Origin of the sequence: Aeromicrobium sp. YIM 150415, from assembly GCF_016918125.1 — a bacterium.
In the GTDB taxonomy this organism is placed as follows: Bacteria; Actinomycetota; Actinomycetes; order Propionibacteriales; family Nocardioidaceae; genus Aeromicrobium; species Aeromicrobium piscarium.
In genome coordinates, this window is the sequence record NZ_JAERWM010000006.1 from 1 (window position 1) to 23,640 (window position 23,640).

Genomic DNA, 23,640 nt, shown 5'->3' on the forward strand with positions numbered 1-23,640 from the left:
CGGGAGGCGGGGCCGCCGGGGCCTATCGCCCGGGCCCCGCCGCGCCGCGGGGAGTAGGCGTCCATTCCCCCGGACGAATGGACGCCTACTCACCGCCCAGGGCCGAGAATGGACGCCTACTCACCGCCCAGGGCCGAGAATGGACGCCTACTCACCGCTTCCGCTAGCACGATGCGCCGCGTGGTTGACCACGCACCGCCCACGGGGCGGCAGGTCAGCGGCGGGGTCGGATGAGTCCCTCCTGAGCCACCGAGGCGACCAGCGTGCCGTCCTGGCTGTAGACCTTGGCCGTGCTGAAGCCCCGCGACGAGCCCGCCCACGGCGAGGTCTGGTCGTACAACAGCCACTCGTCCGTACGGAAGGGCCGGTGGAACCACACCGTGTGATCCAGCGACGCCGGAGACACCTGCGGTGAGTTGATGATCAGCCCGTGGGGAACCAGCGAGGCCCCCAGGAGGCTGAAGTCGCTGTAATAGGTGAACGCCGAGTTGTGGATCCGAGGATCGTCCGGAAGCTCCCCCGCCGCCTTGAACCACATGCGCTGGATCGCCGGGACGCGCTCGGTCGACGGGTCGTCGGCCGCCCGTCCGCCGCTCACATAGCGCATGTCGTAACCGCCCCATTCGGCGTGCCACTGATCCACCGATCCCTCATCGATCAGGCTGATGAGATCGGACATAGGGGTCGCGTCCTCCGGCGAGCCGATGTCGGGCATCGCGTCCTGATGCTCCCAGCCCTCCTCGTCCCGCTGGAAGGACGCGGTCATGTAGAAGATGATCTCGCCGTGCTGGCGGGCCGCGACACGACGCGTCGTGAAGGAGCGACCGTCACGGACATTCTCCACGTCGTAGACGATCGGGATCGACGGATCGCCGCCGAGGATGAAGTACGCGTGCAACGAGTGGATCCGGCGGTCGTCGGGCACCGTGAGCTGCGCGGCCATCGTCGCCTGGGCCGCCACCTGGCCGCCGAACACCCGCTTGAGGCGCGAGTTGACCGGTTGCCGGCCACGGAACAGGCCGACCTCCAGGGGTTCGAGATCGAGCAGGTCGACGACTTCGTTGATCGAGGCAGGCACGGCCACGAGTCTAGTGTCTGCGCGACCGCCGCGGGCCATGTGCGGAGGCGTTCCTCCTCACGCGCTCAGCCGTGGTCGTCGGGGCGGTGCTGGGCCAGGAAGCGCTCGAGTTGAGCGGCGAGCTCATCGCCGCTCGGCAGGTGGCCGTCGTCCTCCAGGAGGGACCGTGCCGCACCGCGCGCGAAGGCGTCGTACTGCTCCTCCAAACCGTTCAAGACGTCCTCGCCGTTCTGCTCGTGGATCTGCTCCTCGATCTGCGCGATCGCCGCGGGCTGCTGCTCGCGCAGATCCTCCAGGTCGAAGGTCAGGCCCGTACGCAGGCCGGCAGCCTCCAGCACGGCGATCGCGGCGGTGGGGTACTCGACCTGCGTCAGATAGTGCGGCACATGCACGACATAGCCGAGGGCATCGGTTCCCCGCTGGCCCAGGCGGTATTCCAGCAGCGTCTGCGCGGACGACGGGACCGTGATCTCGGCCTCCCAGAGGTTGCGACGATCCACCAGCTCCGGTCGCGTGGCATGCGCGGTGATCATCGGCGGCCGTGTGTGCGGCACTCCCATCGGCACGGCACCCAGGCCCACCACGAGGGAGACGTTCTCGCGGTCGATGATCTCGATCACCTCGCCGACGAAACGCTCCCACCCGAAGTCCGGCTCCGGACCCGACAACAGCAGGTACTCGCGCCCCGACACGTCGTACTCTCGGGTGATGGCCAGACGCGGCGGATCGTAGGAGCGATAGTGATCGGCGTCGAAGACGATCGGCGGCCGGCGCGCACGGTAGTCGTAGACGGGATCGAGGTCGAACTCGTGCACCGTCACGCCATCGGCGCCGCGCAACTGCCGCGAGACCAAGGATGCGGACGATCCGGCTGTCAGGAACCCGTCCAGGACGTGGAGCAGCACAGGCCCCTCGCCGGTGCTGCGCTCAGGGCGCGTCTCCCGCTTCTCGGGTCGCAGAGCTTTCGGTAACCACTTCGGTGTCAACATCGTCACTGCCTCGCGATATTCCCGTGGAGGGACGTGACGGTGTCGGCGGCGATGGCGGGACCTGTGAGTCCCTGACGCTCCAGGATCACGGCACGCTTGGCGTGATCCTGGAAACGCTGGTCGACTCCGTGGATACGGACCGGCGTGCGGACTCCGGCGTCGAGAAGGGCACAGGCGATCGTCGAGCCGACGCCGCCCTGGCGGCCGTTGTCCTCGACGGACACGACGAGCCGATGGCCGGCCGCCAACTCGACGACCGCCGGATCGAGCGGCGCGATCCAGCGCGGATCGATCACCGTGCATCCGATACCGTCCGCGGCCAGCCGCTCGGCGGTGTCGAGAGCGACGGCGGCCATCGTGCCCGCACCGACGAGCAGCACGTCCGGCTCGGCATCGCGTCGCAGGACGTCCACCCCACCGACCTGGTCGATGGCGGCGATGTCCTCGCCCACCGGCCCCTTCGCGAAACGGACGACGCTGGGAGCATCGTCGATCGCGACAGCCTCGCGCAGAAGCTCCCGCAGGCGTGCCCCGTCGCGCGGCGCCGCGATGTGGATCCCCGGCACCAGCTGAAGCAGGGACAGGTCCCACATGCCGTTGTGGCTGGCACCGTCGTCGCCGGTCACGCCGGCCCGGTCCAGGACGAAGGTGACGCCGCAGCGGTGCAGCGCGACATCGAGCAGCACTTGATCGAAGGCTCGATTGATGAACGTCGCGTACACCGCGACCACGGGGTGCAGCCCGCCCATCGCCAAGCCGGCGGCGCTCGTGACCGCGTGTTGCTCGGCGATCCCGACGTCGAAGACGCGGTCGGGGAACTTGTCGGCGAAGGCATCGAGGCCGACGGGATACAGCATGGCCGCGGTCAGGCCGACCACGTCGGAGCGTTCGTCGGCGATGCGCACGATCTCGTCGCGGAAGACCGAGGTCCATCCGGCCGGCGCCACCGACGTGGCCTCGCCGGTGGTGCGATCGAAGGGGGTCGACTGGTGCATCTGGTCGTTCTCATTGGCCACGGCGATGTCATAGCCCTGGCCCTTGGTGGTGATCGCATGCACCAGCACGGGTCCGCCGAAACGCTTGGCGGCGGCGAGAGCCTGCTCCATCGCGACGCGGTCGTGTCCGTCGACGGGACCGATGTACTTGATGCCCAGATCCTCGAACATGCCCTGCGGGGCGAGAGCGTCCTTCATGCCCTTCTTCACGGCGTGGAGCGCTTCATAAGCGACCTCGCCGAAGCGGTGGCCCGAGGTCAGCCGTTCGCGGATCGCGGTGAGCGTGGGCTCATAGCGTGGATTGGTGCGGATCTCGGTCAGCTTGTTGGCCAGGCCGCCGACCGTGGGGGTGTACGACCGGCCGTTGTCGTTGACGACCACGACCAGCCGCCGGGACTGATCGGCAGCGATGTTGTTGAGCGCCTCCCAGGCCATGCCTCCGGTGAGCGCGCCGTCGCCGATGACGGCGACGACATGGTCGTCCCGACCCGTCAGCGCGTTGGCGCGCGCCAGGCCGTCGGCATAGGACAACGATGTCGAGGCGTGAGAGTTCTCGACCCAGTCGTGCTCGGACTCCGCGCGCGAGGGGTAGCCCGAGAGCCCGCCCTCGTGACGGAGCCGGTCGAACTCGCCGGCGCGGCCGGTCAGCATCTTGTGCACATAGGACTGGTGACCGGTGTCCCACACGAGGCGATCGCGGGGCGAGTCGAAGACCCGGTGCAGGGCGATCGTCAGCTCGACGACGCCCAGATTCGGCCCGAGATGCCCCCCGTTCGCGGCGACGGACTCCAGCAGGAGCTCACGAATCTCCTCTGCGAGGTGCGTGAGGTCGTCGTCACCGAGGTCCCGCAGATCCGCGGGTCCCGACAGCGAACGCAGCAAACTGGCCATTGCCCCATCGTAACCAGCCGCGCCCACGACGGCTGTGCGCCTCGACCGGTTAGCGAACTCGCGTCAGACCGGTCGGTAACGCCCGCGCACGTGGCTCAGCGCGGTCGTGCCCTCGATGATGATGTGCTCCACGCTCGCGACGATCTGATCGCTGTAACCGAGGGACGAGATCGACGCGAGGCGTGCCCCGATCCAGCTGCGCCCGTCATGGGCGGGGCCCCACGGTGTCTCTGTCCAGGAACCGAGCGTGAACGGGCCGCCGGGGGCGGGAGCCGTGCCCGCGAAGGCGTCGGCCAGGAACTGGTCGCCGTCGTCGAGCAGGCTGATCGCGACCGGGGTGCCGACCTCGATCCGGTCGCGCAGGTCGGAGTCGGGATCGACCAGGATCACGACGTGCGGCGGCTCCCCGTCGGCGATCAGCAACGATGAGACGGTGAGCCCGCTGCGCCGGCGGCCCTCCCCGGCGGCCACCACGGTCACCGGTGCCGCCAGTCGTCCGCGGAAGCGCCGCAGTGCGTCGCGCTCGGGCTCGGGCGGCACGAAGGGATGCTCGGTATGGATCGTCACCCCCTCAGGCTACGGATCACGCGATCGCCGCCGCCGGAGCGGTGGCGTACGCACCCCTCGATGCTTGGGGCGGTGACTTACGCACGTCTCAGCGCGGTTGAGAGGTGTCTGACCCACCGCTCCCGCGGCTGAGAGGTGCGTAAGTCACCGCCCCGGGACGAGCGAGGTGTGAACACGGCACGGCCCCGGCGAGATGATCCCGCCGGGGCCGTGCCGTGATCGAACCGCGCTCAGTCGAGCAGCGAACGGAGCACGTACGGCATGATGCCGCCGTTGCGGTAGTAGTTCGCCTCACCCGGTGTGTCGATGCGCACGACCGCATCGAACTCGACGGTGCCGTTCTCGCCCTCGGCGACGACCTTGACCGTGCGCGGCGTGCTGCCGTCGTTGAGCTCGGTGACGCCGGTGACGCTGAACGTCTCCTCACCGGTCAGGCCCAGCGACTCGGCATTCTCGCCCTCGGGGAACTGCAGCGGCAGGACGCCCATGCCGATGAGGTTCGAGCGGTGGATGCGCTCGTAGCTCTCGGCGATGACCACCCGGACTCCCAGGAGGGCGGTGCCCTTGGCCGCCCAGTCGCGCGACGAGCCCGAGCCGTACTCCTTGCCGGCGAGCACCACGAGCGGGATGTCCTGCGCCGCGTAGTTCTGTGCCGCGTCGAACACCGTCGTGACCTCGCCGCCCGCGGTGAAGTCCCGCGTGAAGCCGCCCTCGGTGCCCTCGGCGATCTGATTGCGCAGCCGGATATTGGCGAACGTGCCGCGGATCATCACCTCGTGGTTGCCGCGTCGCGACCCGAGCGAGTTGAAGTCCCGCGGCTCGACGCCGTGATCCATGAGGTACTTGCCAGCCGGGCTGTCCTTCTTGATCGCGCCGGCGGGGCTGATGTGGTCGGTCGTGACCGAGTCCCCGAGCTTGAGCAGCACCCGGGCACCCTCGACATCGGTGACCGGCGACGGCTCGCGCTCCATGCCGTCGAAGTAGGGCGCCTTGCGCACGTAGGTCGAGTCGCCGTCCCATTCGAAGGTGTCGCCCTCGGGGGTGGGCAGGTTCTGCCAGCGCTCGTCGCCCGCGAACACGTCGGCGTACTCGGACTTGAAGGTGTCGGCACTCATCGACGAGGCGATGACCTCCTCGACCTCCGACGGGCTGGGCCAGATGTCCTTCAAGTACACCTCGTTGCCCTCGGTGTCCGTACCGAGCGGCTCGGTGGTGATATCGACGTCCATCGATCCCGCCAGCGCGTAGGCCACGACCAGCGGGGGCGACGCGAGGTAGTTCATCTTGACATCGGGGTTGATGCGACCCTCGAAGTTGCGGTTGCCCGACAGCACCGAGACGACCGCGAGGTCGTTCTCGTTGACGGCCGCGCTGACCTCGGGGATCAGCGGGCCGGAGTTGCCGATACAGGTCGTGCAGCCGTAGCCGACCAGGTTGAAGCCGAGCTTGTCGAGGTACGGCGTCAGGCCGGCACGCTCGTAGTAGTCGGAGACCACCTTCGAGCCCGGGGCGAGCGTCGTCTTGACCCACGGCTTGCGCTGCAGGCCCTTCTCGACCGCGTTCTTGGCCAGCAGCGCCGCGCCGATCATGACCGACGGATTCGACGTATTGGTGCAGGACGTGATCGCCGCGATCGTGACAGCGCCGTGATCCAGCGTGAAGGTCTGCCCGTCGACCGTGACCTCGATCGGGTTGCTGGGCCGCTTGCCATCGGCCGGCACGCAGGAGAGGTAGTCACGACGCGGGGTGGTGCCGTGGGCGTCCGATGCCGGCGGATCGGAGGCGGGGAACGACTCCTCCAGCGCCTCGTCGTAGTCGCCGGAGATGGTCTGCGCGTCATCGTCGATGTAGGCGGTCAGCGCACCCCGGAAGCCGTTCTTGGCATCGGAGAGGCTGACACGGTCCTGGGGACGCTTGGGACCGGCGATGGACGGCACGACATCGGCGAGGTCGAGCTCGAGGTATTCGGAGTAGCGCGGCTCGTGATCGGAATCGTGCCACAGGCCCTGCTCCTTGGCGTAGGCCTCGACGAGCGCGATCTCCTCGGGCGTACGGCCGGTGAGCTCGAGGTACTTGGTGGTCTCCTCGTCCATCGGGAAGATGGCGACGGTGGAGCCGTACTCGGGGCTCATGTTGCCGATGGTGGCGCGGTTGGCCAGCGGGACGGCGCCGACGCCCGAGCCGTAGAACTCGACGAACTTGCCGACGACGCCGTGCTCGCGCAGCTGCTCGGTGATGGTGAGGACGAGGTCGGTGGCGGTGGCGCCCTCGGGCAGCTCGCCGGAGAGCTTGAAGCCGACGACCCGCGGGATGAGCATGCTGATCGGCTGACCGAGCATCGCGGCCTCGGCCTCGATGCCGCCCACGCCCCAGCCGACGACACCCAGGCCGTTGACCATCGTGGTGTGCGAGTCGGTGCCGACACAGGAGTCCGGGTAGGCGACGACGCTCCCATCCGCGTCACGCGTGAAGACGACGCGGGCGAGGTGCTCGATGTTGACCTGGTGGACGATGCCGGTGCCGGGCGGCACCACCTTGAAGTCGCTGAAGGCACCCTGGCCCCAGCGCAGGAACTTGTAGCGCTCGCCGTTGCGCTCGTACTCGATCTCGACATTGCGCTCGAAGGCCTCCGGTGTGCCGAAGACATCGGCGATGACCGAGTGGTCGATGACCATCTCCGCCGGTGCGAGCGGGTTGATCTTGCTGGGGTCGCCGCCGAGGTCGGCCATCGCCTCGCGCATCGTGGCGAGGTCGACGACACACGGGACGCCGGTGAAGTCCTGCATGATCACGCGGGCAGGCGTGAACTGGATCTCCTTGCTCGGGTCCGCCGACGGGTCCCAGCCCGCGAGGGCCTTGATGTCATCGGCCGTGATGTTGGCTCCGTCCTCGGTGCGCAGCAGCGCCTCGAGGAGGATCTTGAGGCTGAACGGCAGGGAGGCGACATCGAGCCCCTCCCCCTGCACCGCATCGAGCCGGTAGAAGTCGTAGGACGCATCACCGACTCGAAGGGTGTCCTTGGAGTGGAAACTGTCGACGCTCATGGTCTTCTCCTTCGCGTGGTCTTCATCCATCCTGCCGACCTTTCGCGCGGGCGCATCACTGAGGCCGACCTAATATCTTGACATCAAGATACCTTGCGTTCACAGCGCCCTCAACGAAGGTGACCCTTACTCAGATGCCGGGCAGCCGTCATCGCAAGGCGCTGAGGGCGCGCAGCACGGCGCGGCCCTGGCGCACCCGCGATTCCCAGGTGATGCCGATCGCCAATAGCGCGAGTCCGAGGACGCCGAAGAGGATCCAGCGCTGAACCGCCATCGCGACCGGCCACAGGTTGACGACGACCAGGACGGCGAGCACCACGGCGCCGGCCACGAAGGGCGCGCGCCACGAGCGCCACCAGCCGACGCCGATCGCCACGACGGCGGCAGCCCCCAGCAGCCACGCGCGAAGACTCGTCGGGTCGGCCAGTGCCTGCGGCATCGACGGCAGGAAGGCGACGGCCAGCCCCACCCCCAGCGCGGGGACGGTACCCAGGGAGCTGTCGCGCCACATGAACCATCCGCCGATGCCCAGCGCGAGCACGGCCAGCGGCACGGTGAAGGCCTCGACTGCCTGGACCTCCTGCCCGATCACCAGGCAGATCCACGCCAGCACGGCGAAGGTCACGGCGGGGATCAGACACCAGCGTCGGTCCGCCACGTCGAAACCGGCGCCGAACAGGACCAGCGAGAGCAGGAGGAACAGCAGCGCCATCCACGTGGCGTCCTCGGCATCGAGGCCGACCACCAAGCCGTAGAACGCGACTACGGCCGCGGCCACCTCCAGCGTGAGCCGGACAGGCAGCTCCTCGACACCCCAGGTGGCGAGGGCGAAGCAGACGATGGCAACCAGGACGAAGAACAGCGCCGCGATGGAAGGGTCGATGCGCTGCCATCCCACGAGCCCGCTCCCGGACGCCACGACCCCCAGCACGACCGCGGCGCTGCTCACGGCTACCGACGGGATCTCGCGGGCCAGCGCCACCACGATGAGTGCGGCCAGGGCGACGATGCCGAAGGCCGCGAAGACGATCTCATTCGAGGCCTCGGACGGGAACGCCATTCCCACCAGCACGAGCACGGTGCCGATCTGGTCGACGACGGGGCGTCGGGCGGCCGCGCATGCCACGACGGCCGCGGCGACGACGCCGGCGACGACGAACCAGCCGAACGATGCGCCGAGGGCCGCGAGAGTCACCCCGAGTCCGCAGGCGACGGCGACCGAGAGCACGGCGTAGCGGATCACAGCGAGCAGATCGGTGCTCCATCGTGCGCTCACGACCACCGCCACGATGACGGCCGCTGCCGCCGTCGCGTAGGCGAGCACGCCCAGACCGAAGGGCTCGGGCAGCGAACCGCTCCACGGGCCGTAGACATTCCTCGGCCACGCTTGCAGCCAGCCGAGGACGACGAGCCCAAGGCCCGCGACGGCCAGCACAGCGGCAGTCCACCTGCTTCCCAGCGCCCACGTGCGGGTCCCGCTCCCTAGCAATGCGGTCAGCACGCCGACGACGGCCGCGGTGGCGATCGCCGCCTCGGGAACGGTCGCGCCGCCCACTCCGGTCGCCAGGAGCAGCGTGACGCCGAGCAGCGCGCCGGCGGCCGTGACGCTGCGACCGCGCGGGGCAGTAAGGGCTCCCACGGCGAAGAGGACGGAGATCAGGAGGAGGGGCACCCCGTGCGCATCCAACAGAAGTTGTCGCGGCTCCGGGTGGGCGAGCGCGTCGACAGCCGCGGAGACCACGAGGAACGGGAGCATCACGACGAGCGGCGGCGCCACCCCCCATGTGGCGACGGTCGCGCGGGTGCGCCAGGCGAGCACTGCCACGATGCCCGCCACGCTCACCGCGGCGAGACCCGCCCAGAACGGACGCCAGTCGAGATCGAACCACAGGTAGAACAGGAGGGTCGGCACGGCGACCCAGGGCGTCAGCGCGGCCACGACCTGCGGGACCACCAGCGACTTTCCGAACCGCGACCGGGTCGCGACCACGATGACGATCGCGATGGTCGACACGACGACCGACCAGGCGCCGACGTAGAGACCGGGATCCACGCTCTCCAGACCGAGCAGTCCCTGAGCGCGGGCCGCGAACCAGTCGAGTGTCAGCAGCCCCAGGGTGACGCACCACAGCGCCTCCGCCGAGCCGCGGAGGCGACGCCGCGAGAGCTCACTCGCGCCCGCGGCCGCGAGGACGGTGACGCCCAGGAGCACCATCGAACGGCCGAAGAGACCGAGACGGTCCCACGAGACGGTGATGAAGATCGTCGCGGCGACCAGCAGCAGCAAGGCACCGAGCGCGAGGATCACCCCGCCCACGTTGACGCCACTGCGTTTGGTCGGCGCCGACGCGGTCGGCTGGCCGGGGAACTGCGGGAAGGCGCCGCTCGTCGGTCCCGTCGAGGAGCTCGGCCCCGCCCCAGGCGCCTGCGGCCCGGCAAAGGGCGGGAACGGGGGCGGGCCGGGCGGAGGGGTTCCCTGAGCGGCCGATGCGGCCGGAGTGCCGGCCGGTGCGGACGGGGACGTCCCCTGGCGTGGCGCTGCGCTCTCGCGGCTCCGCGCGATCAACCGATCGGCGTCCTGAAGCCGCTCCCACAGGCTGGCTGCGGTCACCCCGCGCAGCGCGAAGCCGCAGTGAGGGCACCTCGGCTGCCCGTCGATACGACCTCGGCAGGCAGGACAGGCATGGGGATCGGCATAGCGCACGAGGTCACCTTCTCGTCAACACCGCACCGGTGCAAGCACAGCGACACATTCGACGTGGTGTGTCATCGGGAAGAGGGCGAAGGCCCGCAGCGAGCTCAGCTCGTAGCCGAGACGCCCGAAGGAGGCGAGGTCGCGGGCGAGTGCCGCCGGATCGCAGGCCACGTAGACGATGCGCCGGGGCCCGAGCTCGACGATCGGCGCGACTGCCCCCTTGGCTCCCGCACGCGGCGGGTCGAGCACGACGACGTCGGCGGTCGTGCCCAGTCGTCCAGCGGCGAGGGCCTTCTCGACCGATGCCCGCGTCGTCGTCACGTTCGCACGGCCGGAGAGATTCGCCCGTGCATCGGCATGGCCGCCACGCGCGCCCTCGACGCTGACCACCTCACCCGTAGGTCCGGTGGCATCCGCGAGGAAGGCGGAGAACAGGCCGGCCCCGGCGTAGAGGTCGAGCACACGGTCGCCGGCACGGACATCGGCGCCCGCCATCACGGCATCCACTAAGGTCTCCGCGGCGCGTGGATGGACCTGCCAGAAGCCCGATCCGCTGATCTGGAAGGAGTGCTCCCGCACGACCTCCGTGACGGATCCTTCGCCGCGACGCACCCGGCCGTCACTGCCCACGACGCCGTGGAGGGGGCCCAGCTCCTCGGGAACCTCGTCATCGGCGACGACCATCCGTTCCCCGGTCGACGAGCGGATGGCCTCGACGGGTCCGTCGTCCCATCGCACCAAGGGCGCCTGCGGCGTGTCCGGATGGGCGATGAGACACCGATCGATGGCCACCACCTCGTGGCTGCGGTGTCGGCGCAGTCCGGCTCGGCCCTCCGCGTCGACCGCGTAGGTCACCCGGGTACGCCAGCCGAGGTCGTCGGGAGACACGGGCTCGACCTCCACCTCCCGGTCGAGGCCCGCGAGACGTCGAAGCTGCTCACTGACCACCGACCCGAGAAGCCGCCGTTGCCCGGCCGGCGAGACATGCTGGTAGTCGCATCCCCCGCACACCCCGGCGTACCGGCAGGGAGGCGTGACCCGATCCTCCGAGGCATCCAGGATCTCCACCGCGTCGGCGCGCAGGAAGCGCTTCGATCGCTCCGTGATCTCGACACGCGCACGCTCCCCCGGCAGCGCGTGCCGCACGAACACGACCTGACCGTCGAGCCGAGCGACGCAGTGGCCGCCGTGCGCGACCGGCCCGATGTCGACGATCGGCCGCTCGGAGCTCACTGGGGGTCCTCGAAGCCACGCCGCACGTCGCCGGCGGCCGCTCGGTGATCGTGAGGAGTGCGGTCATGGGCCGAGGTGAGTTGATAGGGCACGCTGACGGCCAGGACTCCGGGCATGAACAACAGTCTGCTCTTCAGACGCAAGGCGGTCTGATTGTGCAGCAGCTGCTCCCACCATCGGCCGACGACGTATTCGGGGATGTAGACCGTGACGAGCTCGTCGGGATGCTTCGATCGCAGCTCGTTCACATAGCGCACCACTGGCCGGACGATCTCGCGATAGGGCGAGTCGAGCACCATCAGCGGCAGGGTGATCCCCTGTTCTCGCCACTGCCGCTCGACCTCCTGAGTCTCGTCGGGGTCCAGATCGACGGTGACGGCCTCCAAAGCCTCGGGATGGGTGACCCGGGCGTAGGCGATCGCGCGCATCGTGGGCTTGTGCACCTTGCTCACCAGCACGATGCCGTGGACTCGCGGCAGCTCGCCCCGGTCACTGTCGTCGACCCGCAGTTCCTCGGCCACCTGACGGTAGTGGCGGGCGATCGCCCGCATCAGGATGAAGACCCCCACCATCGCGATGATCGCGATCCAGGCGCCGGCGAGGAACTTCGTCACCACCACGATGACGAGGACGGTGGCGGTGAGCAGCAGCCCGAAGGAGTTGATGGCCCGGGAACGGCGCATCCGGCGACGCGCGGCGGCATCGGTCTCGGTGGCGAGCAGACGGGTCCAGTGCCGGATCATGCCGAGCTGGCTCAGCGTGAAGGAGACGAAGACCCCGACGATGTACATCTGGATCAGCTTGGTCACCTGGGCGTCGAAGGCCACGATCAGCACGACCGCGGCGAGGGCCAGCAGGACGATGCCGTTGCTGTAGGCGAGACGATCGCCGCGGGTGTGCATCTGACGCGGCAGGTAGCCGTCACGCGCGAGGATCGAGCCGAGCACCGGGAACCCGTTGAAGGCGGTATTGGCGGCGAGGACCAGGATCACGCCCGTGCAGGCGATCGTCAGGTAGAAGGCCACCGGCAGGTCCGCGTAGAGCGCGGCCGCCAGTTGTCCGATCACGGTGTCCTGAACGTACCCGGACGACTCCCCCAGCGGCACGCCGTTGGAGAGCAGCTGGCGGGCCGGATCCTCGACATATCGCACGTGCATGGCATCGGCGAGCAGGACGATGCTCATCAGCATCGAGATCGAGATCGCCCCGAGCAGCAGGAGCGTGGTGGCGGCATTGCGGCTCTTGGGGCGCCGGAACGCCGGAACCCCGTTGCTGATCGCCTCGACACCGGTCAGAGCGGCACAGCCCGAGGAGAACGCCCGAGCGAGCAGGAAGGTCATCGCGAGGGTCGTGATCGCCCCCTCGTAGGGGGATTCGGCCGCGATCTCATAGGAGGCGCTCGCCGCCTCCGGCAGATCACCGGTCAGGTAGGTGATCAGGCCCCACAGCGCCATCGCCAGTATCGCGATCATGAAGAGATAGGTCGGCACCGCGAATGCCCGTCCGGACTCCTTGGCGCCACGCAGGTTCATGACCATCAACAGCAGCACGAGCGACGCCCCCGCCGTCGCCTCGTGCCCGTTCAGCCACGGAAGGGCCGCGGTCGCGTTCTGCACACCCGATGAGATCGAGACCGCCACGGTCAGCACGTAGTCGACCAGGAGCGCGCTGGCGACCGTGAGTCCTGCCGTGGGCCCGAGATTGACCGAGGCCACCTCGTAGTCGCCCCCACCGGAGGGATAGGCGTGGACATTCTGGCGATAGGAGGCCACGACGGTGATCATGACGAGGGCGACGCACAGGCCGATCTGCCAGTTCATCGAGTAGGCCGCCAGGCCGGCCATCGACAACGTCAGGAAGATCTCGTCGGGGGCGTAGGCGACGGAGGACAGCGCGTCGCTGGCGAACACCGGCAGGGCGACCCGCTTGGGAAGCAGCGTCTCGCCGATCTGCGTGTTACGCAGCTTGCGCCCGATCAGTGCCCGTTTCACGGCACCGGTGATGCTCACCGAGTGATCGTATGCCCGTCGAGAGAGGTGCGCCATCGAGCCCGACGATGACGTGGCTCACAGCCGGGGATCGGCACGGGCGCGGGCGGCGCTCAGGCCGAGGGATCGTCCAGCGGGGTCTTGTTCCGGCTCAGCATCCACCCCATCGCGAGGAGCGAGGCGACCTGCAAGGGCCATCCCATCGCGATCTTCGCGGTCCCGAGCAGGGCGATCTCGTCGGCGAGGTACAACGGGTACTGGACCACGACGCGCAGCACACAGGGCGCGACGAACAACCAGGTCATCTGCGTGCACAGCTTCCGCATGCCGCGGTCGGACCGCCAGCCGGTGACGTCCCCCACCACCGCGCCGACGAGGAACCCCACCGCGGGCCAGCCGATGAGGATCGTGAACACGAAGATGACCGCATACGCGCCGTTGTAGAGGATCCCGGGAAGGAAGACGTCACGCGCCTCTCCCGAGCGGGACGCGAACACCGCGGCGATGGCGATACCCACCAGCGCGTTGAAGACGAACTGCGGATTGGAGCGCTGGACGACGCGCACCACCAGCAGGAGCACCGCGACGGCAGCGCTCACGATCAAGCTCTGCCGCAGCTCGTCGCTCACCAGGAAGCTCACCGTGAACACGATGGTCGGGATCGCGCTCTCGACCACCCCGCGTACGCCGCCGAACGCCTCGGCCAGCCGCCGGCGGACCAGCTGCTCGACGGTGGTGACATCCGGTCGACCGGCACCGGCCTCCTCGTCGGCCGGTGATCCGTTCTGCTCAGTCATGGTGTCCTGTCGGGTCCGCGTGCACGCTACTGGTGTGCCCCACTGCGGCGCCTAGGATCCCGCGTCGGTACCGCTCGGCGGCTGCTGGTCCTGCGGGACCGCACCCGGCGGCAGCTGCAGCGGCAGGGGCTCGCGCACCATGCGCGGTTCGTCGCCGCGGACCACGATGACATCGCGGAGGATCTCCAGCAGCGGCTCCGCCGCCGTCTCATCGCCGGCAGCCGCACCGAGCAGCGTGGCTCGCAGCAGCCAGCGGGGGCCCTCGACGGCCAGGATCCGCGAGTCCTGAGTCCCGGTTCGCCCATCCTGGGTCTGGACCTGCACCCGGAACCGCAGCTCGTCACCGAAGGGACCGTCGGTCTCCTTCCACTCACCCTCGCGACGCTCGACCTCGCGTTTGAGATCCTGCAGCACGTCGCCCCACTCCCCACCGGAGCGCGACGCGGCGAAGATCCGCAACTCCATGGCCGAGTTGGCTCCCTCGAGCACCACGAGCACGGAGGAGAGCGCGCCGTTCTCCTGGGGAAGCTGCAGGCCCACTCCATCGCGGCCCTTGATGCGCAATGATCCGAGATCGACGTAGCCGGGAGCATCGGGATCGCGCTCGGACGAGTCCCAGGGGCCGCTGGTGCGCGGACCGAGGCTCGCGGGATCGAACTCCTGCGTCCCCGGCGTCTCCTGCTCGGGCGTCTGATTCTTGCGTCGGCCGAACATCAGTCTTCCTCTCCTACCCTCGGGGCCGGCGCCAATGAGGCGTGGCCACCCGATGAACCGTAGCCCCCTTCTCCCCGGTCCGACAGCGGGAGTGCCGAAGTTTCCGTGAAGCGGACCTGCTCGACCCGTTGGATGACCAGTTGAGCGATGCGATCTCCGCGAGAGATGTGCACGGTTTCACGCGGATCTCCGTTGACGAGGAGCACCGCGATCTCTCCGCGGTAGCCGGCATCGATCGTCCCCGGCGCGTTGACGATGGAGAGTCCGTGCCGAAGCGCCAGGCCCGAGCGCGGGTGCACGAAGCCGGCATAGCCCGGTGGCAGTGCGAGCGCCACCCCGGTGGGCACCAGCACCCGCTCTCCCGGTGCGATGACGGCATCGACACGGGCCATCAGGTCCGCCCCGGCGTCGAGATCGTGGGCGTAGGACGGGAGAGGAAGGTCGGGGTCGAGCCGGAGCAGCGGCACCTCGGTCGTCATGGGGCCCGACCTTACCCAAGGCCGTTGACGGGCATCAGGCACAGTAGGGGCGTGACACCCCCGACGACCGTCCACCGCGAGCGCCTCACCGCCGCCGTGTCCTGGTGGGTGGCAGCCGCGGTGTTCGCGGTGATCATCGGCTGGCTGCTCTGGGTCGCCGCAACCCCCGCCATCGCGCTGGTGGCGGCGACTGGAAGCCTCGTCGTCACCGGAGCGCTGGTCGCGTTCTACGGCTCGGTGAGGATCGAGGCCGACTCCCACGGCTTGCGCGCGGGGCGCGCCTTCCTGGACACCGCCCATATCGGCTCGGTCGAACCTCTGGAAGCGGCGGCCTGGCGCGAGGCGATCGGGCCCGAGGGCGACGTGCGTGCCTTCACCTTGTTGCGGCCCTATGTGCGCACAGGTGTCCGGGTCACGGTCGAGGATCCGGACGATCCGACGCCGTTCTGGCTGGTGTCGACCAGGTTCCCCGCGTCCGTAGCGCGAGCACTGCGTCCGACGCCCTGACCCCGCCCGTCACCACCCTCACCCCGCACCGGGGCGGTGAGCAGTCAACCATCGGGCAGATCCCTCCATCGGGCGGTGAATGGTCGACCACCACTCGCGCGCCTCGGGCACCAGCTCCACGTCGGCCTCGGTCGATGACTCACCGCGATCACGCCCCGACCATCTCCGGTGCGTCAGCAACCACCTCGCCCCGACGACGGTTCACTACCCACGGGAATCCGCATCGTCCACATCCAGGTGCGTGGTCAACCACCGCCCCGCACGGAAGCATCATCGAGACCGCGCCCTCGCCGGCCGGAACGACGCCCGCGCGCCCCGCGGCCCGGCGGTCTGCGTCACAATGGTTCAGACATGCCGAGCACGACGGAAGGGCACCGGTGGGCAAGCGCAAGAAGAAGCAGCGGGACGCCGCGACGACGAGTGTCGCCGAGGCGAAGGCCCAGCGCCGCCTCGGCCGGAGCACCTGGAAGCTGATGGACACGGGGGCGACGATGGTGGGCGCCGCCCTCGCTCCCCGCGTCTCCAACGCCGCCTGGCGCGCGGTCACGGGACGGAAGCCCCCGGCGAGCGCCCGTCATCCCGAGCTCAGCACGACCGAGGCCATCGCCTGGGCGGCGATCGGCGGAGCGGTCATCCAGATCGTCCGCACCGTCGTCCGGCGGGGCGTCGCGACGTACTGGGTCAAGTCCACCGGTGATCTGCCTCCCGGCATGAAGCACCTCGACCAGAACGCCTGAACTCACTCCAGCTCACGCACGCGGGACAGATGATGATGCGTTGTGGTTGCCATAGCGACCTGAACGCATCGACTTTCGAGCGGGCGCGCACCTATATCGATGCGGTCGGGCTGCCACAGCGACCGTTATGCATCGTCATCGGTCCGCACCGCCGCGCCTACCTCGCTGACGCAGCGACCGAGGCGTGAACGAGACGAGGCCCGGACCCACTGGGTCCGGGCCTCGGTTCGGTATCGAGGACGGGCTGGATCAGTCCGCGCAGTCGCGGCAGATCGGCTGGCCGTTCTTCTCGGTGGCCAGCTGGCTGCGGTGATGCACCAGGAAACAGGACATGCAGGTGAACTCGTCCGACTGTTTCGGGACGACCTGCACCGCCAGTTCCTCGTGCGAGAGATCCGCTCCGGGCAATTCGAAGGATTCGGCCGCTTCGACCTCGTCCTCGTCGACCTTGCCGGAGTTCTGCTCGTGCCGACGCGCCTTCAGCTCCTCGATGCTGTCCTCGGACTGCTCTTCCTCAGTCTTGCGAGGTGCGTCGTAATCGGTGGCCATCTACTCTCCGTCCGTGCGTGTCAACCGGCGCGATTCTGCCACATCCTTCCAAACGCGGCTGATCGAGATCGTGCTGTGGCGCGTTGGATGCTCCCGGTGCGTACCCGCGGGAGCCGCTTCCGACACGATCTACAGACCACAAGCGCGTACGAGTTCGGAATATTCCGCCCAGATATCGGGGCGCGCGACCATCGTCAACCGCTCGCCGGCGGCACCGTCGAGGCCGCCCACGATCAGCCCGGCCTCCGCGGCGATGAGTCCTCCCGCGGCCAGGTCCCAGGGCTTGAGCCCCTGCTCGACATAGGCGTCCAGCTCCCCCGCCGCGACCGCGACCAGGTCCAGCGCCGCCGAACCGATCCGGCGGATGTCCCGTATCCGCGGCAGCAACCGCGCGATCGCCTCGGCCTGTCGCTTGCGTGTCGGCGCATCGTAGGCGAAGCCCGTCGCGACCAGCAGCTGCGACAGGGGCGTGGCGGGAGGGCCGTGCAACGCCTCGCGCTCGTCACCGTGCCAGCGCCATGCGCCGCCGCCCGCGACCGCCCCGTACTCGGCGCCGGTGGCGATGTTGACCACGTAGCCGATCGAGGGAGCGTGCCCCGCAGCGTCCGTACGCGCCGCGATGGAGACCGCATAGGCGGGGAGTCCGTAGACGAAGTTCACCGTGCCGTCGATGGGGTCGACAACCCACTCCACACCGCTCGAGCCGGCCACGTCCTCGCCCTCCTCGCCGACGAATCCGTCATCGGGACGCGCCGTGAGGATCCGCTCGCGGATGAGCCGCTCGCTCGCGCGGTCGATCTCGGTCACCGCATCAGTGGGACTGGACTTCGTGGCGACGACATCGACCCGTCCGGCCGGACGGAGCCGTCGAACGAGTTCCGCCGCCTCAAGACCGACCTCACGGGCCAGGCTCAGCAGCTCGCTGTGCTCGCTCATGCCAGTACCGGCAGGTCCGCCCGGGCGTTGAGACAACATCCCACCGGACAGTGATCCGGCCAGGGGCCCGCCTGGCCACACGCCGGCCGGTCGGGATCCTCACCCCGTTCGGCGGCCGCACGCTCGAGCACGAGCTCACGGACGAGCGCCACGAAACTCGGATGGACCCCGGGCGTCGGAACCCGGACGAAATCCAGTCCGAGCTCCTTCGCCGTCTGCGCGGCCTCGGTGTCGAGGTCGTAGATGACCTCCATGTGATCGGAGATGAAGCCGATCGGCACGACCGCCACCGACGTCACCCCGTCACCGGCGAGCTCGGTCAGATGGTCGTTGACGTCCGGCTCCAGCCAGGGAATGTGCGGGGAACCCGATCGGGAGCAGAAGGCGAGGCTGGTCGAGGTCAGCTCGAGCTCGTCGGCGACGAGCTGGGCGACCTCTCGGTGCTGGCGCAGGTAGGCCCCTGCGCCAGCACCGCCGCTGGCCTCGTTCATCGCATCGGGGATCGAGTGCGTGACGAAGACGACGTGCGTCCCGGCGGGCATGTCGGCGAGCGCAGACCGCGTCTCGTCCACGAAGGGGCCGACGAATCCCGGGTGGTTGTAGTAGTGCCGGAGCTTGGCGAGCTCGAGCGGGAGGTCCTCTTGGGCGTCGTAGAGATTCTCGCGGTACTGACGGCATCCGGAGTACGACGAGTAGGCGCTCGTCACGAAGCACACCGCTCGCCGCACGCCGTCGGCCGCCATCTGCTCGGTCGTCTCACGCAGATACGGGTCCCAGTTGCGGTTGCCCCAGTACACGGGCAGATCGATGTCGTGCGCGGCGAGATCGGCCTCGATCGCGGCGATCAACGCGCGGTTCTGGTCGTTGATCGGCGACTTGCCGCCGAAGCCGAAGTAGTGCTCCCCGACCTCGACCAGGCGCTCGCGCGGGATGCCCCGCCCTCGGGTCACGTTCTCCAGGAACGGCACCACATCATCGGGCTTCTCCGGGCCGCCGAAGGAGACGAGAAGCAGGGCGTCGAAGGGGCGTGGGTCCATGAGAGCGATTCTCCCACCCACGCGGTCACGACCTTCCCCCGCACGACCGATACCGCCTCCACCGACGGGATGACCGACGCACCGGCCAGATCGCCCTCAGAGCCGATGGATCACCGCGCCGGCGCGACGAGACTGCTGAGCATGGACACCCACGACTCCCCCGCTGTACTCGTCGCCACAGACGTGGCCAAGACCTATGACTCGACGATCGCCCTCGCCGGTGCGTCCCTCTCGGTGGGCGCAGCCGAGTCGCTCGCCATCATGGGCGCCTCCGGATCGGGCAAGACGACCCTGCTGCACTGCCTCGCCGCCGTGATCGCGCCGGACTCCGGATCGATCCGCATGAGCGTTCCGGGGGCGCAGCCGATCGAGCTGGTCGGCCTCGACGAGGAAGCGCGATCGCAGCTCCGGCGCACGCACTGTGGTTTCGTCTTCCAGGAGGGACTGCTGTTACCCGAGCTCTCCGCCGTGGAGAATGTCGCTCTGCCGCTCATGCTGACCGGTCATCCACGCTCCGATGCGGAGCGGGCCGCGGCCCCCTGGCTCCACGCCCTCGGCCTCGCCGGCATGGAGGACCGCAGGATCGGCCAGCTGAGCGGCGGCCAGGCGCAGCGCGTGGCGATCGCCCGCGCGCAGGTGACGGGCGCGCCGGTCGTCTTCGCCGACGAGCCGACCGGCGCGCTGGACTCGGCCACCTCCTCCGATGTGATGGACGCGCTGCTCTACGCCACCTCCGGTCAGGGCCGCAGTCTCGTTCTCGTGACCCATGACGCGGCCGTCGCGGCGCGATGCGACCGGACGCTGCACATGCGCGACGGGCGCATCGTCCACGAGGAGACGGCCCGATGAGCACGTCGTCTTCGGCCACCCGCCGCATCCTCGGCCTGGTCGGGCTGCTCACCAGGCCCAGCCGTCAGGGGCGCGCAGCCATCTTGTTGCCGTTCGTGGCCTTCGCGGTCACTACAGCGATCCTGCTGACCGTCGTCTCGGGCACGTTGATGTTCATCAACGACGACCGCCCCAGTGATGACTTCGCTCCGGGCTACGTGATCCTGAGTCTCGCGGCGCTGCTCTTCCTGGCGGTTCCGACGGTCTCCCTCGGGGCATCGGCGGCCCGCCTCTCAGCCCGCCGCCGCGATGACCGACTGGCCACGCTGCGTCTCTTGGGGGCGAGCACACGGGAGGTGAGTGCGCTCACGGTCATCGAGGCGACGATGATCGCGGTCGCCGGGAGCCTCGCCGGGATCGTGCTCTTCGGGGGACTCCTGCCGCTCGTGGCGCAACTGCGGTTCTTCGGTGAGAGCATCGGCATCGCAGCCCTGTGGCCGGGTTGGGCGGTGCTGCTGCTCGTCCCTTGCGCGGTGGCGGTGCTCGCGGGGCTCAGCGCTGTGCTCGGCCTGCGCCGAGTGCGGCTGACGCCGCTCGGTGTGCGCCAGCGCAGCGACGTGCAGGGCCGGAGCCTCCGGCGCACCGTCATCGGGGTCGCCGTCCTCGCGGGGTTCGCTCTCGTCCTGTCGCAGATCGGCATGTTCACCGAGGTCCTCGGCATGGCGGTGGTCATCGCCATCGTCCTCGGCATGTTCGGGGCGGGACTCGCCGTGCTCAATCTCGTCGGCCCGCCGGTCATCGCCGCACGGGGCCGTGCGCTCGCGCGCAAGGCGTCTACGCCGGCACGGTTCCTCGCCGGACGCCAGCTCGCCGACCAGCCCGCGCCGGCATGGCGACGGGTCTCCGGCCTGGCGATGATCTCCTTCGTCGCGGTCATCGGCGGGGTCGGCCTCGGCATGGCCGGACAACTCGACGAGGGCGATGCCATGGCCGAACAGGTGATCTTCGCGACCGACATGCGTACCGGTGTCCTGCTGACACTCGCCATCGCCTTCGTGATGCTCGCCTGCTCCGTGGCCGTCACGCAGGCCGCCGCGGTGCTGGACGACGGCGAGCTGATCGTCGGGCTCGACCGACTCGGGATGCCGATGAGCACGTGGGAGCAGGCGCGTCGGACCACCGTGCTGTTGCCGATGCGGTGGGCGGCACTGGGTGGAGCGGCCGGCGGATTCCTGCTGGGTCTGCCGTTGATGGGGGCGGCCGTCGTCCTGACGCCGATGGCCTTCGTCGTCGTGGCGGCCACCTTCGTCGCCGGATTCGCGCTCGTCCGGCTCGCGCTCACGTCCACGCGTCCGGTCGTCACGGCAGTCCGTCGCGCCCCCGACCGGGTGCTCTGACCCTCGGGAGCCTGGGCGGTGAGTGAGCAACCACCGATACCGCGAGCCCTGGTCGACCACGCACCGCCATCGTGTCGCGCGGTGTATCGGTGAGTGCTCAACCACCGGCACCCCAACGGTGGTCGAGCGCGCACCGCCCGGGTGTGTGAACCGGCGACCGACACACCTCGCGGCCTCCCCGGTCGCACCGCACGGCGACACTACGATGGCTGGAAGTCGATGAAGTGTCGGAGGCCATAGCATGCGAGATCTCGCCCTGGTGGGCACGAGCGAGGACGGTCGTTACCTCGTCGCTCGCGATCCCGCATCCGGCGCGCGTTTCCGCCTGCGGGTCGACGGCCGCCTCGCCGGCATGATCGACCGCGTGACCAGTGCCGGTCAGCGATCCTCCGGCCAGTTGGAGATTCCGATGGAGAGTTCCCTCAGCCCGCGCGACATCCAGGCCCGTATCCGTAGAGGCGAGAGCATCGAGCAGGTCGCCGAAGCGGCGGGCACCTCAGTGGACCAGATCCGCGGCTTCGCTACCCCGGTCATCGCCGAGCGCGAGCATATGGTCGACCAGGCCCGTGCCACCTCGGTGCGCCGCAAGCATGTCAGCGGCACGCCGGTCGCCCTCGGCGCACTCGTCGACGGCGCGCTGCTCGAGCGTTCGGTCACTCCCGAGGACGTGGAGTGGGACGCCTGGCGACGCGAGGACGGCCGGTGGACGGTCCAGCTCGTCCTGCCCGATGCGGACTCGGCGAGGTTCTGCTTCGACCACAAGAGCCGTTACGTGCTCGCCGACGACGAGACGGCGCGTGATCTCGTGGGCGACCTGGCCTCCGAGGACTCGCTGGACATGGCCATCGCCGATGCGGTCCGATCGACCACCGACGTCGTCGAATCCGCGGCCGACCGCGAGGACACCGAGCAGATCATCGACGATCACGCCCCCGTGCACTCGCTCAAGGAGGCGCGCGATCGGCGCGCGATGGAGCAGCTGTCGCTGGACGACTCGCCCTCCGCGGAGCCGACCTCGCAGGAGTCCGATGACACCGAGGAGTCGGTGTCGCGCGATGAGCACGTGGCCGTGCCCGACACTCCCGCACCGCGCAAGAAGAACTCGCGCCGCAGCGTCCCGAGCTGGGACGAGATCATGTTCGGCGGCAAGCGCGACTGAGTGCCCCGCGCTCGGCCGGTGGCGGTACGTCAGCAACCCTTCCCCACCCGCGGCGGTACACCAGCAACCTCACCCGCGCCCAATAACGTTGACCACCTACCGCCACCAGCGACCAAACGTTGACCACCTACCGCCACCAACGGCGAAACGTTCCGCCGGGGCGGCATCAGGGAGAAACCCGACTAAACCCCGCGCACTCGGCCGGCGGCGGTACCTCAGCAACCCTTCCCCACCCGCAGCGGTACACCAGCAACCCCACCCGCGCCCAATAACGTTGACCACCTACCGCCACCAGCGGCGAAACGTTGACCACCTACCGCCACCAGCGGCGAAACGTTGACCATCTACCGCCGGGACGGCGTCAGGTGAACGGCAGGACGTCCGGTGACAGCGATCCGGCGTGTGCCCGGGCGGCGGTCATGCGGCGTCGGTGATGACGACGGCACAGCACCTCATAGCCGACCACCGCCGGCACCGACTCCGGCTCGACATCTCCGACCACGATCACATCGCCCTCGGTGACCATCTCACCGTTCTCCGTGCGTGCGTTGTGGGTCGCCCGCGCCCCGCACCAGCACAGTGCCTCGACCTGAAGGGTCAGGACGCGATCGGCGAGCTCGACCAACCGCCGCGAGCCGTCGAACAGCATGGTACGGAAGTCGGTGAGGATGCCGAAACAGAAGACGTCCAGGTCCAGCTCGTCGGCGATCTTGGCGAGCTCATCGATCTGCCACGGCGCGTAGAACTGGGCTTCGTCGCAGACCAGGTAGTCGATCGGGGCACCGTGGGTCAGCGCATCGACGACGTAATGCCAGAAGCGCAGATCGTCGGTGACCTCGACGGCGTCCGCCGACAACCCGAGCCGGCTCGACAAGGTGGCCTCACCCGCTCGGTCGTGCGAGGTGAAGATGACACCCCGCCGGCCGCGGGCTCGGTGGTTGTGGTCGACCTGGAGCGCCAGCGTGCTCTTGCCGGAGTCCATCGTGCCGCAGTAGAAGACCAGTTCTGCCATCGTGATGC

At 69.2% G+C, this 23,640-nt stretch carries 20 protein-coding genes; 5 read left to right on the plus strand and 15 right to left on the minus strand.

Translation table 11 applies throughout. The annotated features are described in order from the left end of the window. Positions 1-214: 214 nt before the first annotated feature. The 11 genes from JL108_RS04185 to dut all read right to left on the minus strand — a co-directional run bounded on the left by JL108_RS04185 (position 215) and on the right by dut (position 15,470). A complete protein-coding gene (locus tag JL108_RS04185; RefSeq protein ID WP_205197229.1) occupies positions 215-1,078 on the minus strand; it encodes an acyl-CoA thioesterase II in 864 nt (287 codons plus the stop codon). 65 nt (positions 1,079-1,143) lie between these two features. After that, the gene (locus tag JL108_RS04190) at positions 1,144-2,067 is read right to left on the minus strand and encodes a proteasome assembly chaperone family protein (RefSeq protein ID WP_205197230.1); all 924 of its coding nucleotides are present in this window, start codon (positions 2,065-2,067) and stop codon (positions 1,144-1,146) included. A 2-nt stretch (positions 2,068-2,069) separates the two neighbouring features. Next, positions 2,070-3,953: a 1-deoxy-D-xylulose-5-phosphate synthase gene (gene dxs / locus JL108_RS04195; RefSeq protein ID WP_205197231.1), complete on the minus strand. Its 1,884-nt coding sequence runs from the start codon at positions 3,951-3,953 to the stop codon at positions 2,070-2,072. A 63-nt stretch (positions 3,954-4,016) separates the two neighbouring features. Continuing rightward, positions 4,017-4,520, minus strand: a complete 504-nt coding sequence (locus JL108_RS04200) for a flavin reductase family protein (protein ID WP_205197232.1) — start codon at positions 4,518-4,520, stop codon at positions 4,017-4,019. Positions 4,521-4,750: 230 nt separating this feature from the next. After that, a complete protein-coding gene (locus JL108_RS04205) occupies positions 4,751-7,564 on the minus strand; it encodes an aconitate hydratase (protein WP_205197233.1) in 2,814 nt (937 codons plus the stop codon). A gap of 148 nt (positions 7,565-7,712) precedes the next feature. Then, positions 7,713-10,175 (minus strand): SCO7613 C-terminal domain-containing membrane protein, encoded by a 2,463-nt coding sequence (locus tag JL108_RS04210; protein ID WP_205197234.1) that lies wholly within the window; start codon positions 10,173-10,175, stop codon positions 7,713-7,715. 108 nt (positions 10,176-10,283) lie between these two features. After that, positions 10,284-11,492 (minus strand): class I SAM-dependent RNA methyltransferase, encoded by a 1,209-nt coding sequence (locus JL108_RS04215; RefSeq protein ID WP_205197235.1) that lies wholly within the window; start codon positions 11,490-11,492, stop codon positions 10,284-10,286. After that, positions 11,489-13,537, minus strand: coding sequence for an APC family permease (locus tag JL108_RS04220; protein ID WP_205197236.1), 2,049 nt, complete (start codon positions 13,535-13,537; stop codon positions 11,489-11,491). The genes JL108_RS04215 and JL108_RS04220 overlap by 4 nt, the downstream gene beginning before the upstream one ends. 56 nt (positions 13,538-13,593) lie before the next feature. Beyond that, a complete protein-coding gene (locus tag JL108_RS04225) occupies positions 13,594-14,277 on the minus strand; it encodes a DUF3159 domain-containing protein (protein ID WP_205197237.1) in 684 nt (227 codons plus the stop codon). Between the two features lie 51 nt (positions 14,278-14,328). Beyond that, positions 14,329-14,991, minus strand: a complete 663-nt coding sequence (locus JL108_RS04230; RefSeq protein WP_143912482.1) for a DUF3710 domain-containing protein — start codon at positions 14,989-14,991, stop codon at positions 14,329-14,331. Then, a complete protein-coding gene (dut, locus tag JL108_RS04235) occupies positions 14,991-15,470 on the minus strand; it encodes a dUTP diphosphatase (RefSeq protein ID WP_205197238.1) in 480 nt (159 codons plus the stop codon). Before dut ends, JL108_RS04230 begins: the two co-directional genes overlap by 1 nt. Positions 15,471-15,521: 51 nt before the next feature. Here dut and JL108_RS04240 point away from each other — a divergent pair, with 51 nt between their 5' ends. Together JL108_RS04240 and JL108_RS04245 are read left to right on the plus strand one after the other, a co-directional pair. Further along, complete coding sequence (locus tag JL108_RS04240; RefSeq protein ID WP_205197239.1) at positions 15,522-15,977, plus strand: DUF3093 domain-containing protein; 456 nt, start codon at positions 15,522-15,524, stop codon at positions 15,975-15,977. 377 nt (positions 15,978-16,354) lie between these two features. Beyond that, positions 16,355-16,714 (plus strand): DUF4235 domain-containing protein, encoded by a 360-nt coding sequence (locus JL108_RS04245; protein ID WP_205197240.1) that lies wholly within the window; start codon positions 16,355-16,357, stop codon positions 16,712-16,714. Positions 16,715-16,963: 249 nt separating this feature from the next. Here the strand turns inward: JL108_RS04245 and JL108_RS04250 are convergent, their stop codons facing one another. The 3 genes from JL108_RS04250 to JL108_RS04260 form a co-directional block, all read right to left on the minus strand. Next, positions 16,964-17,263 (minus strand): DUF4193 domain-containing protein, encoded by a 300-nt coding sequence (locus tag JL108_RS04250; protein WP_087624668.1) that lies wholly within the window; start codon positions 17,261-17,263, stop codon positions 16,964-16,966. A 129-nt stretch (positions 17,264-17,392) separates the two neighbouring features. Beyond that, on the minus strand, positions 17,393-18,199 hold the full coding sequence (locus JL108_RS04255; RefSeq protein WP_240190646.1) for an inositol monophosphatase family protein: 807 nt from the start codon (positions 18,197-18,199) through the stop codon (positions 17,393-17,395). Further along, complete coding sequence (locus tag JL108_RS04260; RefSeq protein ID WP_205197242.1) at positions 18,196-19,236, minus strand: ferrochelatase; 1,041 nt, start codon at positions 19,234-19,236, stop codon at positions 18,196-18,198. Before JL108_RS04260 ends, JL108_RS04255 begins: the two co-directional genes overlap by 4 nt. A 141-nt stretch (positions 19,237-19,377) precedes the next feature. Here JL108_RS04260 and JL108_RS04265 point away from each other — a divergent pair, with 141 nt between their 5' ends. From JL108_RS04265 to sepH, 3 genes are all read left to right on the plus strand, one after another. After that, positions 19,378-20,085, plus strand: a complete 708-nt coding sequence (locus JL108_RS04265; protein ID WP_240190647.1) for an ABC transporter ATP-binding protein — start codon at positions 19,378-19,380, stop codon at positions 20,083-20,085. Next, a complete protein-coding gene (locus JL108_RS04270) occupies positions 20,082-21,461 on the plus strand; it encodes an FtsX-like permease family protein (RefSeq protein WP_205197244.1) in 1,380 nt (459 codons plus the stop codon). Before JL108_RS04265 ends, JL108_RS04270 begins: the two co-directional genes overlap by 4 nt. Positions 21,462-21,702: 241 nt before the next feature. Beyond that, positions 21,703-22,620: a septation protein SepH gene (gene sepH / locus JL108_RS04275; RefSeq protein WP_205197245.1), complete on the plus strand. Its 918-nt coding sequence runs from the start codon at positions 21,703-21,705 to the stop codon at positions 22,618-22,620. A 361-nt stretch (positions 22,621-22,981) separates the two neighbouring features. On the opposite strand, the gene JL108_RS04280 is transcribed toward sepH, so the two are convergent. After that, positions 22,982-23,632: a thymidine kinase gene (locus tag JL108_RS04280; protein ID WP_205197246.1), complete on the minus strand. Its 651-nt coding sequence runs from the start codon at positions 23,630-23,632 to the stop codon at positions 22,982-22,984. Between the last annotated feature and the right edge of the window lie 8 nt (positions 23,633-23,640).

Excerpts from the sequence above, each read along its gene's own strand:
- JL108_RS04270 (WP_205197244.1), top strand. The coding sequence starts at position 20,082 with ATGAGCACGTCGTCTTCGGCCACCCGCCGCATCCTCGGCCTGGTCGGG.
- JL108_RS04255 (WP_240190646.1), bottom strand. The coding sequence starts at position 18,199 with ATGAGCGAGCACAGCGAGCTGCTGAGCCTGGCCCGTGAGGTCGGTCTT.
- JL108_RS04250 (WP_087624668.1), bottom strand. The coding sequence starts at position 17,263 with ATGGCCACCGATTACGACGCACCTCGCAAGACTGAGGAAGAGCAGTCC.
- JL108_RS04260 (WP_205197242.1), bottom strand. The coding sequence starts at position 19,236 with ATGGACCCACGCCCCTTCGACGCCCTGCTTCTCGTCTCCTTCGGCGGC.
- JL108_RS04205 (WP_205197233.1), bottom strand. The coding sequence starts at position 7,564 with ATGAGCGTCGACAGTTTCCACTCCAAGGACACCCTTCGAGTCGGTGAT.
- JL108_RS04220 (WP_205197236.1), bottom strand. The coding sequence starts at position 13,537 with ATGGCGCACCTCTCTCGACGGGCATACGATCACTCGGTGAGCATCACC.
- JL108_RS04230 (WP_143912482.1), bottom strand. The coding sequence starts at position 14,991 with ATGTTCGGCCGACGCAAGAATCAGACGCCCGAGCAGGAGACGCCGGGG.
- JL108_RS04225 (WP_205197237.1), bottom strand. The coding sequence starts at position 14,277 with ATGACTGAGCAGAACGGATCACCGGCCGACGAGGAGGCCGGTGCCGGT.
- JL108_RS04265 (WP_240190647.1), top strand. The coding sequence starts at position 19,378 with ATGGACACCCACGACTCCCCCGCTGTACTCGTCGCCACAGACGTGGCC.
- dut (WP_205197238.1), bottom strand. The coding sequence starts at position 15,470 with ATGACGACCGAGGTGCCGCTGCTCCGGCTCGACCCCGACCTTCCTCTC.
- sepH (WP_205197245.1), top strand. The coding sequence starts at position 21,703 with ATGCGAGATCTCGCCCTGGTGGGCACGAGCGAGGACGGTCGTTACCTC.
- dxs (WP_205197231.1), bottom strand. The coding sequence starts at position 3,953 with ATGGCCAGTTTGCTGCGTTCGCTGTCGGGACCCGCGGATCTGCGGGAC.
- JL108_RS04190 (WP_205197230.1), bottom strand. The coding sequence starts at position 2,067 with ATGTTGACACCGAAGTGGTTACCGAAAGCTCTGCGACCCGAGAAGCGG.
- JL108_RS04280 (WP_205197246.1), bottom strand. The coding sequence starts at position 23,632 with ATGGCAGAACTGGTCTTCTACTGCGGCACGATGGACTCCGGCAAGAGC.